This window comes from Stenotrophomonas sp. 116085_Sma (assembly GCF_056479585.1).
Map to the genome: position 1 here is coordinate 2,146,778 of NZ_CM151057.1, position 14,069 is coordinate 2,160,846.

Genomic DNA, 14,069 nt, shown 5'->3' on the forward strand with positions numbered 1-14,069 from the left:
AAGAGCAGCCGAGGATGGGCTCGGCTCTACATCCGCAATGCACGTAATGCGAAGGCAAACGACCATGGCAACCCCGCTCGACCGCATCAAGATCCTCGAACCGCGCCACCCGAACCGCAGCACCGGCATCATCAATGGCCGCACCAGCGGCATCCTGAACTGGAACGACATTCCGTACCCCTCGTTCTATCGGGCCTACAAGGAGTTGTCGACCAACTTCTGGATTCCCGACGAGGTGGACATGAAGCTGGATGCGCGCCAGTACGGCGAGCTGTCCGGGCGCGAGAAGAACGCTTACGACTCGATCATCGGCCTGCTGGCCACGCTGGATTCGCCACAGACGCGCTTCATCTACAACGTGGCCGAGTACATCACCGACCCGGCGGCGCATGCCAACGCGGCGATCATCGGCCAGCAGGAGGTGATCCACAACGAGAGCTACAGCTACGTGCTGGCCTCGATCACCGACCTGCCGAACCAGAACCGCATCTTCGAGATCGCCCGCACGCACCCGACCATCATCAAGCGCAACGCGCCGATCATGGGGGCGTATGACGATTTCATGCGCGAAAAGACCGCCGAGACCCTGCTGAAGTCGCTGATCCAGTCGTCGATCCTGGAGGGCATCAACTTCTATTCCGGGTTTGCCTACTTCTACAACATGGTGCGGCAGAACCGCATGACCGGCACCGGCAAGATCATCAGCTTCATCAACCGTGACGAGCTGGCCCACACCAAGTTCATCAGCGAGCTGATCCGCGCCATCATCGGCGAGAACCCGGAGCTGCAGACCAATGAACTGACCGCGTACGTGCACCAGGCGTTCGAGCATGCGATCGAACTGGAGACGCAGTGGTCCTCGGAAGTACTGGACGGCATCGACGGCATCGATGTCGAGGAGATGACGCGCTACGTGAAGTACCGGGCCAACAAGATGGCCGGCATGCTGGGCATCGAGCGCCTGTATAGCGACACCACCGACAACGTGATGCCCTGGATCAAGGCCTACGCCGACAACTTCACCGAGACCAAGACCGACTTCTTCGAGATGCGCAATGCAAGCTACAAGAAGACCAACGTCGACAACGGGTTCGACGACCTCTGAGCCCAGCGCCGCGCTGAGCATCCTGGTGGTGGTTGCCTCGTTGAGCGGCAACACCCGCGAACTCGGCCGGCTGATTGCCAAACGCTGCCGCGCTGCCGGCCATACGGTGCACTGGCAGGAGGCCGACGACCTGCGCCAGGCACCGCCGCTGGCGGCCGATGAGGCCGACCTGGTGCTGCTGGGCTGCTGGACCGACAACGCCGGGCGTACGCCAGCGGAGATGAAGGCGTGGGTGGCCGGTATTGTCGAGCGCGGCGAGCGGCCACGGCAGCTGGCGGTGTTCGGCACCGGCGAAACGCAGTGGGGGCAGGAATACTACTGCGGTGCCGTGCACCGGCTGATCCACTATTTCCGCAGCGACTACCCGCCGCTGGAGATCGAACAGATGCCGCATGGCGTTCGCCACGCCGAGGCCATCAGTGCCTGGACCGATGCGGTCCTGGCCCACTACTGGAGCAACACCGATGCAGATCATCGACGCCACCACGCCTGAGCAGTTCCAGCAGCTGCTGGCCGAGCACCCGCGGGTGCTGGTGGATTTCCACAAGGACCAGTGCCCCGGCTGCCGGATGCTGGAAATGTCCCTGCACCGGGTAGCTGCCAGCAGTGCGGGGCAGGGAACCACCCTGCTGCGCGTGCAGCTGGAGGTGCTGGGCGAGGCGTTCTTCAGGCAGCTGGGCCTGCGGCAGACGCCTACGCTGGCGTTGTTCCGTGACGGCGACGAACGCACGCGACTGGCCGGGTTCCAGTCGCCGCAGCAGATCGAGGTCGCGATCGCGTTGTATCTGTGAGGCCCGGGTGGTTGCATCGGTAGCGCCGGGCCATGCCCGGCAGCCTTTCGCGGGATCCTGATCTCTGTAGAGCCGAGCCATGCTCGGCTGCTGTTCGCGCGGTGCGCGATGAGTCGAGCATGGCTCGACTCTACAAGCGCATCCACGCATGGCGTGGATCTACCGGGGCAGGGGCCGTCCATTTGGCGTCACCCGCCGCTGAAGGTATCCACCAGCAGCTTCACGTTCAGCACCACGATCACCAGCGCGATCACCCAGGCAATCGCACCCAGCCAGCGCGGCGCCACCAGCGCACCCATCGTCACCTTGTCGGTCACGATCCGCACCAGCGGAATGATCGCAAACGGCAGCTGCATCGACAGCACCACCTGGCTCAGCACCAGCAGCTTCACCGCGCCCTGGTCGCCGAACAGCATGATCACCACCACCACCGGAATGATCGCCAGCGCCCGCGTGATCAGCCGCCGCAGCCACGGCGGCAGGCGCAGGTGCAGGAAGCCTTCCATCACGATCTGCCCGGCCAGCGTGGCGGTCACCGTTGAATTCAGGCCCGACGCCAGCAGCGCCACCGCGAACAACGTCGCCGCCGCGCCCACCCCCAGCATAGGCGCCAGCAGCTGGTGCGCCTGCTCGATGTCTTCCACATCGAAGCGGCCATTGGCATGGAACACCGCCGCCGCCAGGATCAGGATGCTGGCGTTGATGAACAGTGCCAGGGTCAGCGCGAGGGTGCTGTCGGTCACCGCCCAGCGCAGCGCGCTGCGACGGCCCTCATCGGTGCGCGGGTAGGCGCGGGTCTGCACGATGGACGAATGCAGGTACAGGTTATGCGGCATCACCGTGGCGCCGATGATGCCGATGGCGATGTACAGCGCGTGCGGATCGGTCACCACCTGGGCGCGCGGAATGAACCCGCCCAGCACCGCCATCACCGGTGGTGCGGCCAATGCGATCTGCACCATGAAGCAGCCGAAGATCACCATCAGCAGCGCGATTACGAACGCTTCCAGTGCGCGGAAGCCGCGGTTCATCAACAGCAGTACCAGAAGCGTGTCCAGCGCGGTGATCACTGCGCCCCAGAGCAGGGGCAGGTCGAACAGCAGCTTCAGCGCGATCGCAGTGCCGATCACCTCGGCCAGGTCGCAGGCGATGATGGCCGCCTCGCACAGCGCCCACAGTGCCAGGTTCACCGGCTTGGGGTAACGCGCGCGGCAGGCCTGCGCCAGGTCCATGCCGGTGGCGATGCCCAGCCGCGCCGACAGCGCCTGCAGGATCACCGCCATCAGGTTGGAAATGAGGATGACAGACAGCAGCAGGTAGCCGAAGCGCGAGCCGCCGGCCAGATCGGTGGCCCAGTTGCCCGGGTCCATGTAGCCGACCGAAATCATGTAGCCCGGGCCGAGGAAGGCCAGCAGGCGGAACCACCAGTGCCCCTTGTCGGGTACCGCCACCGAGGCATTGAGCGCGCCCAGGCTGGCCGGGGTGGGGGCCGAAGGGTCGCGGGGCGCCAGGGTGTTCATGGGTCCAAATATAGCTCCTGCTATAGTCATTAGCAATGTGAAACAATCGTCTTTATCGCGTTACTGGTCCAGAATTCAGTTTCAAACCCGGAGTAGACCGGAAGAACAGGCGCAGGCGTGGGCAAGACCGACGATTCGACATCGCTGAAAAGCACCCCCTTGATCGAGGCCGAGCGCCAGGTCGAGAGCTTCCGCCAAGTGCGCGAGGCGCACCGGATGGAGCTGGTGGAGGACTATGTCGAGCTGATCTCGGACCTGCTGGCCGACGGTGGCGAGGCCCGCCAGGTCGATATCGCCACCCGCCTGGGCGTGGCCCAGCCCACCGTGGCGAAGATGCTGCGGCGCCTGGCTCGTGATGGCTGGGTGGTGCAGCGGCCGTATCGTGGCGTGTTCCTTACCCCGGAAGGCGAGGCGCTGGCGCATGCCAGCCGCCAGCGGCACCAGACCGTGGAGCGTTTCCTGCTGGCACTGGGCGTGGACCCGGATACCGCACGGCGCGATGCCGAGGGCATCGAGCACCATGTGAGCGAGCAGACGCTGGCGCTGTTCGAGGCGTTCGTGCGCAAGGCCGAGGGTGGTTGAGCCACGTTTCCTGTAGAGCCGAGCCATGCTCGGCTGCCATTCGCGTGATGACAGGGGCATCCACGCATGGCGTGGATCTAAAATCCGGGCGGGCAGCGCGCCTGCGCTTGCGCGCACGCGCGTTTCGCCCATTCCTTCAACACCGGCTGCAACCCTTCGTAACGCCGCCCCTGCCAGCCGTTGGCCAGCACCTTGCCATCGGCATCGATCAGCACCAGATTCGGCGGTGCCAGCCCAGCCAAGGCCTGCAGCGCCGGCATGCGCGCGGCGCGGCGCGGGTCCAGCACCGGCCACGGCATGCCCTGCGACTGCATGTAGCGGCGCAGCGTGCTCTCGCTCTCATCCAGGCTGACGTACACCACTTCGGTATCGGCACCGGCCTCGCGCAACGCGTCGCGTACGCTGCGCAGTGTGGGTACGAAGGCATGGCACGGCGCACACCAGTCAGCACCGAAGTACAGCGCCACCAGTTTCGGCGGTGGCGTCCATTGCATCGGTCGCAGCGTGCGTTGTTCCGGACGCATCAACGAGGCCGAGACCTGCGCATGCAGGTCCGTGGCCATTGCCGGTGCGCCCAGCAGCAGGGCGCCGGCCAGCGACAACGCCCGCAGCAGCTCAGAATGCATAGCGCAGGTTGACGTACCACGAGCGCGCGAAACGCGGCCCGTAGACATAGTCGCTGTCACGCAGCGCACCCACTTCGAGATCCTTCTGGCGCTGGTCGAACACATTCTTGACGCCTGCGGCCACCGATACTTCCTGCTGCGCCTGCGCACCGAGGTGGCGGTGCCAGCGTGCCCCCAGATCAGTGACCAGGAACGAACGCGTGCGGTGCAGCTCGCCCAGCCGGTTGTTCAGCACCGACATCGGGCCGGTATGGCGCAGCGCGACGAAGGTCTCCCACGGCTCGGCCGGCATCCAGCTGAGCTGTGCCAGGCCGGTCCAGCGCGGTGTCTTCAGGTAGTCGCGGCTGTCGATCACGGTGGTACCGCCGTCGCCGCTGTCGTCGAAGATCCGTTGCGGTTCGCGGAAGCGCGAGCGGTACCACGAAGCCCCCGCCGTCAGGCGCCACTGCGGCGACGGTTGCCAACCGAGATTGGTTTCGGCGCCCAGTACGTTCGAGCCCGAAGCGTTGTAGCGCAGCTGGCTCAGTTGGCCATCGTCACCGCGCTGGATCTCGCACAGTGCGAAGGTGTCGCGGATGCGTGCATAGGAGGCGGTAGCATCCCAGCTCCATACCGGATTGGCCGGGTCCGATCGCCAGTCGAAGCCGAACAGGGTGGTCAACGCGCGCTCTTCCTTGAGACCGTCGGTGTTGCGCACGCGCACCTGTTCGCCACCCAGCGTATCGACATGCACATCCTCGACGAAGATCTCCGGAGCGCGGAAGCCGGTGGCGATGCCGGCGCGCCATTTCAGGTTCGGCGTGGCCTGCCAGGCCAGCGCGATGCGCGGCGAGAACACCGCGTTGTCCAGCTCCGAGCTCTTGTCCACGCGTGCACCCAGCACCAGGTCGATGTTGTCGCGCAGGCTCCATTCGTCCTGGATGAAGGCGCCCAGGTTGTGGAAGGCTGCATCTTCCAGCACCGCCAAGCGCTGCCCGTCACCTGTGCGGTTGTCGTCGCGCAGCGCCTCGTGCTTGTACTGCACACCAAAGGCCAGCGCGTGCGCACTCAACCGCCAGTTCAACTGGCTGTCGATGTAGTGCAGCGGGTTGTGCGTGCGGCCGTACTGGCGCCAGGAACGCGAGGCCGCGCTGCCGGCTACGTTCGGGTCCAGCTGCGTCGGGTCATAGCCGGGCGTGGACGGATCGGTCACGACATCACCCAGGCCGCCATAGAAACTGTCGCGGTCGATATCGGCGAAGGCGTAGGCCAGGCGGAAATCGACGTCGGCATTGATTTCCTGGTCCCACGACACGCTGCCGCGGCGGTATTTCGTATCCAGCGATTCGGCGATGTTGGCCAGGTATTCGGGCTGGTCAAGACGATTGCCACCACGGCGGGTTTCATCGGTCACCTGCAGGTCCAGGCGCAGCCGCGTGCCGGGATTGGGCGCATACCAGGCCTGCAGCCCGCCGACCTTGAGGTTCTTGCGGGTGATTTCGGTGTAGCCGTCGCCGTTGTAGTCGATGCCACTGTTCCAGTTGCGCTGGGCAATCACTGAAAGTCCGGCGTCGGCGTCCTTCGCCACCAGGTCCAGGCGCACATCGGCGTTCTTCTGCGGCGTGCCCTTCAGCACGTCCGCACCGGCCTGCACATGGCCGCCGCTGCGCGCCGGCAGGGGCGGGATCAGGTTGATTACACCGGCCACCGCACCCGGGCCGTACAGCGCCGAGCCCCCGCCTTTGACCACTTCAATGCGGTCCACGAACCCGGCCGGAATCTGTTCCAGGCCATAGACGCTGCCCAGCGTGGACAGCAGCGGGATGCCATCGAACAACAGCTGGTTGTAGGCGCCGGGCAGGCCCAGCAGCTGTACTTCGCTGGTGTTGCAGTTCTGGCAGTTGCTTTCCACGCGCAGGCCATTGATCAGCTCGGCGGCCCGCGAAAAGTCGGTGGCCGCGCGCAGCGCGATGTCTTCCTTGCGCAGCACTTCGGTGCGGATCGGCACGTCCGACAGCAGGCGTTCGCTGCGGGTGGCAGTGCTGACCTTGACCTGCACGCGGTCCAGCTCAGTCGGCTGGGACGCGGCGGCCAGCGTAGGTAGCGGCAGCGTGAGCGCGATGGCGGCGGCCAGTTGCAGGGGGCGGGGGAGGCGGGAGTCACGCGGCATGAGGGCGTCGTCCTTGGGGAGGGAGGGCGGCGAGGGTGGCCTGGCTGACGCATATGAAAGCAGTAGCTTATCAACATAGCAATGGCTATATAACGAAGCCGTAGCCATTCCGTGTGGGGCGGCGGTCGAGTCAGATCATGGGGGTGTTATAACATTACACAAAGCAGCGACAACCCTGCCGGTGGTCATGTCGTTCTGGGGCGCTGCAGAGGGTGGGGGTCAGAGCCCGTTCCTGCGGAAAGGGATCCGACCCCGGGCGCCGGCCTCGATCAGCCGCGGCGGAAGGCGGCGGGGCTTCGGGCGCCGACGATGATCATGCGGATCATCGTGGAGATCTGTTCGACCAGTTCCGGATCCTTCTCCGGCGGCAGGTCCATGGCGGTGGCGCCCATCGCGAACACCAGCCGGGTGATGGCTTTGGCCACCAGTTCCGGGGCGTGCAGCACCGCGCCATCCAGCGCGGCCAGGCGCACCAGGTCGTGCTGCAGTTCTTCTTCGAAATAGTGCAGCTCGCGTTCGACGGCGTGCTTGAAGTCGTCCGATCCGACCGCGCCTTCGCGCAGCAGCACGTGCAGCAGCTTGTCGTCGGCGCGCAGCTGCTCCATGAAGGTCTCCACGGAAACGCGCACCACGCTGGTGGCGGTGGAGGTGGCGCGCTGGCGGGCCTCGCCGATGATGGTGCGCAGCGAGCGGCCGGCCGCATCGATCAGCGCCACGGCCAGTTCGTCCATGTCGCGGAACTGCCGGTAGAAGCTGTTGGGCGCGATGCCGGCCTCACGTGCCACTTCGCGCAGGCTGAGCGTGGACAGGCTGCGGTGCGGCCCGATCAGTTTCAGGGCGGCGGCAAGCAGATCCTCGCGGCTCACCGTACGGCGGGCCGGGCTGTTGGCATCTTCGGGCGTCGACAAGGCGGTGGCGGCGGCCATGGGGGTTCCGGTGGGGCGAGGCTGAATCATACCCAATCCGGTTCAATATACACATGTATACACAGGTGTATGTGCGCCCGTATAGTGCGCCCATGAGCGCTGTCGTCCGTCCGTCCCTGTTCTCTCCGTACCGCTGGGTCTCGCCGTCGCTGTTCGATTTCTGGGCGGGCCAGCTCAATCCCCTGTGGACACTGCGCGAGCCAATGGCCCGCCTGGTCCGGCGCGAGCCGGCCGGCGAGGGCGCGGCGACCCTGGTCCTGCGCACCAACCGGCACTGGGCTGGCATGCGCGCCGGCCAGCACGTCACCCTGGGCGTCGAGATGGAAGGACGCCTGTGGCAGCGCAGCTACAGCCCCACCGCGTTGGGGCCGCGCGAGCTGGCCATCACCGTCAAGGCGGTAGACGGCGGCCGGGTCAGCCAGCATCTGGTCCACCATGCGCGGCCGGGCGAACTGTTCCGCCTCGATGCCGCCTTCGGCGAGTTCCATATGCCGGCCGCCGCCCCAGTGCTGCTGCTGGCCGCCGGCAGTGGCATCACGCCGATGCGCAGCCTGCTGCGTGAGGCCTGCCAGCGCCCGCTGGCGGCGCCGGTGGACGTGTTCTACTGGGAGCGCACCGCGGCCCATCTGCAGTTCCGTGATGAACTGCAGGCGCTGGCCGCGGCGCAGCCGAACCTGCGCGTGCATCTGCTGACCACCCGCGACGGCGAGGTGCCGGCCGCGCGCATCGATACCCACGATCTGCAGGTCGCGGGCGATGACACGCCGCTGGCGCAGCGCCACGTGCTGGCCTGCGGCCCGGATGGGTTCGTCGCCGCTGCACGTTCGCGGCTGGCGCAGCAGGTCGCCGGCTTCCAGGGCGAAGCCTTCACCCCGCCGGCGCCGCTGGGCGATGCCAGCAGCGAAGGCGAGGTGTCGCTGACGCTTGCGCGCAGTGGCCGCCAGTTGAGCGTGCCGCGTGGCCGCTCGCTGCTGGAAAGCCTGGAAGCGCATGGCATCAAGCCCAGGCACGGTTGCCGCATGGGCATCTGCAACACCTGCACCTGTGATCGCGTCAGTGGCGCTACCCGCCACCTGCGCACCGGCGACCTGCAGTCCGAGTCGGCACAGCCGGTGCGGATATGCGTGAGCGCACCGACCACCGACCTGACCCTGGATCTCTGAGGACGCCTGCCATGACCCGCGCTACCGACCGTGCCTTGAGTACTGCCGAGATGCATGCCTTCGGCGAGGAGCTCGACGCGATCCGCGACCGTGTGATCGGCAGCCTTGGCGCCTCCGATACCCGTTACATCCGCCGCGTGGCCGCCGCCGTGCGCTGGTTCGGCGTGGGTGGCCGTGGCCTGCTGTTCCTGGCGGCGTTCTCGCCGCTGTTCTGGATGCCGCTGCTGTGGCCGGCCGCGATCACCGGCACACTGCTGCTGGCGTTGTCCAAGATCCTGGAAAACATGGAGCTGGGCCACAACGTGATGCACGGCCAGTTCGACTGGACCGGCGACCCCAAGCTCAATGGCAACACCTACGAGTGGGACATCGTTGCCACCGCCGACAACTGGCGCAAGACCCACAATTTCCGCCACCACACCTACACCAACGTGCGCGGCATGGACGATGACATCGGCTACGGCCTGCTGCGCATCTTCCCGGAACAGCGCTGGAAGCCGTTCTACCTGCTGCAGCCGATCATCGCGCCGATCTTCGCGCTGCTGTTCCAGTGGGGCGTGGCCGCGCAGGACCTGCGCCTGGGCCGTTGGCTGAAGGGCCGCATCAGTGGCCGTGCGATGTGGATGCAGACCCGCCCGGTGGCACGGAAAATGGCCCGCCAGGTGCTGAAGGACTACGTGTTCTTCCCGCTGCTGGCCGGCCCGTTCTTCCTCACCGTGATGCTGGGCAACATGGTGGCCAACGGCCTGCGCAACATCTGGACCTACGTGATCATCTTCTGCGGCCACTTCACCGCAGAGTCGGAAACCTTCCCGAAGGAATGCCTGCGCAATGAATCGCGCGGCCACTGGTACCTGCGCCAGCTGCGCGGTTCGTCCAACATCAGCGGCGGCTTCCTGATCAATGTGCTGTCGGGCAACCTCAGCCACCAGATCGAGCACCACTTCTACCCGGACCTGCCGGCCAACCGCTATGCGGCCATTGCCAAGGAAGTGAAGGACATCTGCCGCCGTTACGGCCAGCACTACAACAACGGCTCGCTGCCGCGCCAGTTCGGCCAGGTGGTCTGGCGCATCCTGCGTCACGCGTTCCCGAGCAAGCCGCGCCGCCTGCCGATGCCGGACATCATGTCCGCACCGGCATCGGCCAACGCGGGCTGATCGACTCAGCCCGCCTTCGCCAGGGCCGCCTGTTCGCGGTCCAGGCGGCGCAGGAACACCTGCATTTCCTTGTGTGCCTGCTGGTCACCCTTGCTGCCGGCCACGCTCAAGCCGCGTTGCCATGCTTCGCGCGCCGCCAGCGGCTGGCCACTGGCCAGCCAGGCTTTGCCCAGCAGCTTCCACGCCGCGGAATACTGCGGATCAAGCACCACGCACCGGCCCAGATGGGTAGCCGCGCGCACCGGGTTGCCCGCATCCAGCCAACCCTTGCCCAGGCCGAAGCGCAGCAGCGCGCCGTCCTTGCCGTTGGCAAGCATGCATTCCAGGGCTTCGATGTTCATCCGCGCACCTCCACCAGCAGTTCGGTGGGGCCGGGCTGGAAGCGGCCACGATGGAACAGCAGCGGCGCGCCGCCGTTCTCGTGCACTTCGATGATGCGGCCAGCCAGCAGCAGATGATCACCCACCGGCCACTGTGCGTGGCGGGTACAGGTGAGGTGGGCGACCGCACCGGCGATGCGTGGTGGGGCATCCTCGTCATCATCCAGCAATGCCAGGCCGTCGAAGCGGTTGCGGACCTGCGGATCGGCAAAGCGCCGGGCCAGCGCTTCCTGGTCGGCCGCCAGCACGTTGATTGCAAAGCGGGTGGCGCGCTGGAAGGTGGACAGGCTCTGTGCGTGCAACGCCAGGTTCCACAGCACCAATGGCGGCTGCAATGACACCGGCACGAACGAATTGATGGTCAGGCCGACCGGCTTGCCCTGTGCATCGCGCGCGCAGACGATGGCCACCCCGGTGGGGAAGTGACCGAGCAGCCGCCGCAGTGCACGCGGCGGCATCTCGACCGACGGCACCGGCGCCGGGGCGGGGAAGACCCCCGCCCACGGCCCGGCGTACGGCAGTGTCTCGCCGCTCATGAGGCCCGGGCCTGGCGGTAGCGCCGGCCGACCTCGGCCCAGTTGATGATGTTGAAGAACGCACCGATGTAGTCGGGGCGGCGGTTCTGGTAGTGCAGGTAGTAGGCGTGTTCCCAGACATCCAGTGCGAGGATCGGGGTGTTGCCGGACAGGCCAACGGCTGCACCCATCAATGGGCTGTCCTGGTTGGCGCTGCTTTCCACCTGCAGGCGGCCATCGCGATCGCTGGTCAGCCAGGCCCAGCCGCTGCCGAAACGGGTCTGCGCGGCCTTGGTGAAGGCGTCCTTGAAGGCATCGAAACCGCCGAGGTCGCGGTCGATGGCCGCTGCCAGTTCATCGTCGGGTGCGCCACCGCTGGCGCTGAGCACGGTCCAGAACAGGCTGTGGTTGGCGTGGCCGCCGCCGTTGTTGCGGATCGCGCCGCGCTGCGCTTCGGGCACGGTATCGAGCTGGGCGATCAGTGCCTCGACCGGCTGATCGGCGAGGCCGGCCTGTTCGATGGCGGCATTGAGGTTGTTGACATAGGTCTGGTGGTGCTTGCTGTGGTGGATCTCCATCGTGCGCGCATCGAAGTGCGGCTCGAGGGCGTCGTAGGCGTAGGGGAGCGGGGGAAGCGAGTACGACATCGAAGCAATCTCCGTGGGGAAGGCCAGGGGGCTGGCCGTGGGGAGATCGTTATCGCACCTCAACATTGGTTGAGGTCAAGGGTCATGGATGGAAGGCGTGCGCTCCCGGCGCTTTGACTGTTCAGCGAGGGCGCGGGCGGATGTGCGTAGCCGGGACACGCCGTGAACCCATCCATGGGGGCTCGATGGCGCCATCCATGGCGCCAACGGTCCCGGCTACGCACACCCCCCCACGCTGGATAGCTCCCTGCGCCGGCGCGGAGACGGAGTCAAAGGCAAGAGCAGGAGCAAAAGCGGAATGGTAGTGCCGGCCGCTGGCCGGCATACAGGCAGGGTCGGGTTGCCGGCCAGCGGCCGGCACTACCAGAACCCGAGCCTTCATCAACTCAACCAATCCTTGCAGGCACCATCCACCTGGTCACCGCAGGCCTGCTGCATCCGCTGCTGCAACCGCGCCAGCGTCTCCGCACCCTGGTGCTTGCCGCTCCACGCCTTCAACTGCCCGGCCAGGCGCTCGAAGCGTTGGCGGGTGCGCTGGTGGTAGCCCGACGGCTGTGCCTCCAGTTCGGCGATCAGCGAGGCGGTCGCCTGCTCGATGCGTGGTGCATCGTCCGGTGCCAGCTTCAGCAGGCCTTCCACATACAGCACGCCCCACTGCACGCGGGTTGCCGGGCCCTGCGCGCCGTCGTAGGCGCGCTTCAGCCACTCCAGCGCACCGGCGGTGTCGCCGCGCTGCTCGGCCAGTTCGGCCAGTTCGGGCATGTAGTAATAGGGCTGCTCGCTGCGCTTCAGTTCCGCCAGCAACAGCGACTCGGCACCGGCGTCGTCACCGACCTGGCGCAGTGCGTAGACCGCGCTGCTGATCGTGGCCTGGCGCGCATGCGCATCAGTGGAGGCCGCGTCTGCAGCAGCCACGCGCTGCTTGACCCGATCAACCAGCGCGGCGGGGAGTACACCCTTCGGCTGCTGCTGGCGGGCAAGGGATACTTCGGTCAGCGCACGCGACAATGCGTCGTCGGCGCGGTCGCCGCGCTCGGCGTCTGCGCGCTCCAGCGCGACGAGCAGCTGCTGCCCCAGCGTGTTGCTGGTGGCCGGCCCTGCACTGGCCTGCTTGACCAGCTGCGCGCCTGCATAGCCCAGCAACTCACGGTTGCGGCGGACTTCGGCCGGCTGCGCCAGCACGGCCTGCAACAGTTCACGCACCTCGGTGGGCGGTGCATCCGGCTTTTCCGCAGTAGCCAGTGCCAGCAGGGCTAAGCGGCGCTGCAGGGCGGCATCCGGTGCGGTCCTGGCAAGCTGGCGCAGCACGTCGGCACTCTTGCGCTCGCCGGCCAGGCGATTGGCGTCCACTTCCCAGCCGTAGTCGCCCAGCACCTGCCAATCCTCGGCGGCCAGCCTGTCCGGCGTGGCGAGCGCGGTGGCCAGCGTAGCGGCGACCGCGCTGCGACGGCCGGCGGCCACGGTCAGTGCACGGGTCAGTTCGGCGGCGTCGTTGCCACCGGCCACACGGGTGATTTCGTTACGCTCCGGGTCGAGCACGATCAGGGTCGGGTAACCACGCACGCCGAAGCGCTCGCCCCAGGCCTGCGCACCTTCCTCGTCGCCATCCAGATAGACCGGCACGAACTTGCCGGTCAGCGCGATGAAGGCGGGGTCCTTGAACAGGCCGGCCTTGAGCTGGTTGCACGGCGGGCACCAGACCGCGCCCCAGTACAGCAGCACCGGCTTGCCGCTGTCGGCGGCCTCAGCGAAGGCATCGTCCACATCGCCCTGGCGCCAGGCGATGGCGGTGGCTGGCGCGGGTGCCTCGGCCGAGTTGGCGGTGGAAACCGGGGCCGGGGTACAGGCGCTCAGCGCCGAAGCCAGCAGCAACACGGAAAGCGCGACGCGCATCGGCAGCATCTCGAAGGGCAGGGTGACAGGCCATTGTAGGAACGACCGGGGAGCCTGCTGATTCAGTTTGCTCATGACGGGCGTGCTGCAGGGCATGACGCCCACCGGGCATTACCGGGCGGATGCCTTCAGGCCGCTGCCCGCATCATCTGCTGATACACCAGCCCATTGAACTCGCCGACATCGCCGTCCGGCACGAAGCCGTAGCGCCGGTAGGTTGGCACTGCATTGAGCGAGGCGCGCACGGTCAGGACCGGCTCGCGCACCAGCGGCAGCACCGCCTCGAACAAGGCATGGCCGATGCCCTGGCCCTGGCAGGTGGGATCGACGAACAGCATCGCAAGATGCCGGCCTTCCTTCAGTTCGATCACACCGACGATACGGTTTTCGTGTTCGGCCACCAGGATGTGGTTGTCGCCCAGCAGGCGTGTGCCGAAGGCATCTGCCGCAGCGATACTGCCGAAGGTGGCAACGCCGGTTGCACTGAGCGAGGGCGCGACCGCCGCGTTGAATGCGGCCAGGCACACCGCGCTGATCGCGGGCAGGTCATCGGCGTGGGCAGGGCGGATCTTCGGCATGCAGTGTTCTTCCCGTGGTGGGCGGCGCGTCATC

The 14,069-nt window shown here is 66.8% G+C and carries 15 protein-coding genes; 6 read left to right on the forward strand and 9 right to left on the reverse strand.

Translation table 11 applies throughout. The features are described 5' to 3' along the window. Positions 1–64 precede the first annotated feature (64 nt). From ACZK0Z_RS10080 to ACZK0Z_RS10090, 3 genes are read left to right on the forward strand one after another with little or no spacing between them, the layout of a single operon-like run. Positions 65–1,105: a ribonucleotide-diphosphate reductase subunit beta gene (locus ACZK0Z_RS10080; protein WP_049428423.1), complete on the forward strand. Its 1,041-nt coding sequence runs from the start codon at positions 65–67 to the stop codon at positions 1,103–1,105. A 25-nt stretch (positions 1,106–1,130) separates the two neighbouring features. After that, complete coding sequence (locus tag ACZK0Z_RS10085) at positions 1,131–1,598, forward strand: flavodoxin (RefSeq protein WP_080354987.1); 468 nt, start codon at positions 1,131–1,133, stop codon at positions 1,596–1,598. Continuing rightward, positions 1,570–1,896 (forward strand): thioredoxin family protein, encoded by a 327-nt coding sequence (locus ACZK0Z_RS10090; protein ID WP_197632250.1) that lies wholly within the window; start codon positions 1,570–1,572, stop codon positions 1,894–1,896. The genes ACZK0Z_RS10085 and ACZK0Z_RS10090 overlap by 29 nt, the downstream gene beginning before the upstream one ends. A gap of 188 nt (positions 1,897–2,084) precedes the next feature. On the opposite strand, the gene ACZK0Z_RS10095 is transcribed toward ACZK0Z_RS10090, so the two are convergent. Beyond that, positions 2,085–3,416 carry an Nramp family divalent metal transporter gene (locus ACZK0Z_RS10095; RefSeq protein ID WP_049428426.1) on the reverse strand — a complete coding sequence of 444 codons (1,332 nt, stop codon included), beginning with the start codon at positions 3,414–3,416 and terminating at the stop codon, positions 2,085–2,087. Between the two features lie 117 nt (positions 3,417–3,533). Here ACZK0Z_RS10095 and mntR point away from each other — a divergent pair, with 117 nt between their 5' ends. Continuing rightward, on the forward strand, positions 3,534–3,998 hold the full coding sequence (gene mntR, locus ACZK0Z_RS10100; protein WP_019659934.1) for a manganese-binding transcriptional regulator MntR: 465 nt from the start codon (positions 3,534–3,536) through the stop codon (positions 3,996–3,998). A 77-nt stretch (positions 3,999–4,075) separates the two neighbouring features. On the opposite strand, the gene ACZK0Z_RS10105 is transcribed toward mntR, so the two are convergent. The 3 genes from ACZK0Z_RS10105 to fabR form a co-directional block, all read right to left on the reverse strand. Further along, positions 4,076–4,624: a thioredoxin-like domain-containing protein gene (locus tag ACZK0Z_RS10105; protein WP_197632251.1), complete on the reverse strand. Its 549-nt coding sequence runs from the start codon at positions 4,622–4,624 to the stop codon at positions 4,076–4,078. Continuing rightward, entirely contained in the window at positions 4,614–6,773 is a 2,160-nt protein-coding gene (locus tag ACZK0Z_RS10110; protein ID WP_197632252.1) for a TonB-dependent receptor plug domain-containing protein, read from the reverse strand. The genes ACZK0Z_RS10105 and ACZK0Z_RS10110 overlap by 11 nt, the downstream gene beginning before the upstream one ends. Positions 6,774–7,042: 269 nt before the next feature. Then, complete coding sequence (fabR, locus tag ACZK0Z_RS10115) at positions 7,043–7,699, reverse strand: HTH-type transcriptional repressor FabR (RefSeq protein ID WP_049428432.1); 657 nt, start codon at positions 7,697–7,699, stop codon at positions 7,043–7,045. Between the two features lie 92 nt (positions 7,700–7,791). Between fabR and ACZK0Z_RS10120 the strand changes: the two genes are divergently transcribed. Both ACZK0Z_RS10120 and ACZK0Z_RS10125 read left to right on the forward strand, forming a co-directional pair. Next, a complete protein-coding gene (locus ACZK0Z_RS10120) occupies positions 7,792–8,862 on the forward strand; it encodes a ferredoxin reductase (protein WP_197632253.1) in 1,071 nt (356 codons plus the stop codon). Positions 8,863–8,873: 11 nt separating this feature from the next. Continuing rightward, positions 8,874–10,022 carry a fatty acid desaturase family protein gene (locus ACZK0Z_RS10125; protein ID WP_010485207.1) on the forward strand — a complete coding sequence of 383 codons (1,149 nt, stop codon included), beginning with the start codon at positions 8,874–8,876 and terminating at the stop codon, positions 10,020–10,022. A 5-nt stretch (positions 10,023–10,027) separates the two neighbouring features. On the opposite strand, the gene ACZK0Z_RS10130 is transcribed toward ACZK0Z_RS10125, so the two are convergent. The 5 genes from ACZK0Z_RS10130 to ACZK0Z_RS10150 form a co-directional block, all read right to left on the reverse strand. After that, positions 10,028–10,363 carry a tetratricopeptide repeat protein gene (locus ACZK0Z_RS10130; RefSeq protein WP_019336271.1) on the reverse strand — a complete coding sequence of 112 codons (336 nt, stop codon included), beginning with the start codon at positions 10,361–10,363 and terminating at the stop codon, positions 10,028–10,030. Continuing rightward, complete coding sequence (locus ACZK0Z_RS10135) at positions 10,360–10,938, reverse strand: flavin reductase family protein (protein WP_197632254.1); 579 nt, start codon at positions 10,936–10,938, stop codon at positions 10,360–10,362. Before ACZK0Z_RS10135 ends, ACZK0Z_RS10130 begins: the two co-directional genes overlap by 4 nt. Next, complete coding sequence (locus ACZK0Z_RS10140) at positions 10,935–11,564, reverse strand: superoxide dismutase (protein ID WP_049428441.1); 630 nt, start codon at positions 11,562–11,564, stop codon at positions 10,935–10,937. Before ACZK0Z_RS10140 ends, ACZK0Z_RS10135 begins: the two co-directional genes overlap by 4 nt. 381 nt (positions 11,565–11,945) lie before the next feature. Beyond that, positions 11,946–13,466 carry a thioredoxin family protein gene (locus ACZK0Z_RS10145; RefSeq protein WP_049428443.1) on the reverse strand — a complete coding sequence of 507 codons (1,521 nt, stop codon included), beginning with the start codon at positions 13,464–13,466 and terminating at the stop codon, positions 11,946–11,948. Between the two features lie 119 nt (positions 13,467–13,585). Continuing rightward, positions 13,586–14,035, reverse strand: coding sequence for a GNAT family N-acetyltransferase (locus tag ACZK0Z_RS10150; RefSeq protein WP_197633096.1), 450 nt, complete (start codon positions 14,033–14,035; stop codon positions 13,586–13,588). Positions 14,036–14,069 lie beyond the last annotated feature (34 nt).

Bases quoted from the DNA above. Each gene is read 5' to 3' on its own strand.
- ACZK0Z_RS10080 (WP_049428423.1), top strand. From the start codon at position 65: ATGGCAACCCCGCTCGACCGCATCAAGATCCTCGAACCGCGCCACCCG.
- ACZK0Z_RS10090 (WP_197632250.1), top strand. From the start codon at position 1,570: ATGCAGATCATCGACGCCACCACGCCTGAGCAGTTCCAGCAGCTGCTG.
- ACZK0Z_RS10095 (WP_049428426.1), bottom strand. From the start codon at position 3,416: ATGAACACCCTGGCGCCCCGCGACCCTTCGGCCCCCACCCCGGCCAGC.
- ACZK0Z_RS10105 (WP_197632251.1), bottom strand. From the start codon at position 4,624: ATGCATTCTGAGCTGCTGCGGGCGTTGTCGCTGGCCGGCGCCCTGCTG.
- ACZK0Z_RS10110 (WP_197632252.1), bottom strand. From the start codon at position 6,773: ATGCCGCGTGACTCCCGCCTCCCCCGCCCCCTGCAACTGGCCGCCGCC.
- fabR (WP_049428432.1), bottom strand. From the start codon at position 7,699: ATGGCCGCCGCCACCGCCTTGTCGACGCCCGAAGATGCCAACAGCCCG.
- ACZK0Z_RS10120 (WP_197632253.1), top strand. From the start codon at position 7,792: ATGAGCGCTGTCGTCCGTCCGTCCCTGTTCTCTCCGTACCGCTGGGTC.
- ACZK0Z_RS10125 (WP_010485207.1), top strand. From the start codon at position 8,874: ATGACCCGCGCTACCGACCGTGCCTTGAGTACTGCCGAGATGCATGCC.
- ACZK0Z_RS10130 (WP_019336271.1), bottom strand. From the start codon at position 10,363: ATGAACATCGAAGCCCTGGAATGCATGCTTGCCAACGGCAAGGACGGC.
- ACZK0Z_RS10135 (WP_197632254.1), bottom strand. From the start codon at position 10,938: ATGAGCGGCGAGACACTGCCGTACGCCGGGCCGTGGGCGGGGGTCTTC.
- ACZK0Z_RS10140 (WP_049428441.1), bottom strand. From the start codon at position 11,564: ATGTCGTACTCGCTTCCCCCGCTCCCCTACGCCTACGACGCCCTCGAG.
- ACZK0Z_RS10145 (WP_049428443.1), bottom strand. From the start codon at position 13,466: ATGCTGCCGATGCGCGTCGCGCTTTCCGTGTTGCTGCTGGCTTCGGCG.
- ACZK0Z_RS10150 (WP_197633096.1), bottom strand. From the start codon at position 14,035: ATGCCGAAGATCCGCCCTGCCCACGCCGATGACCTGCCCGCGATCAGC.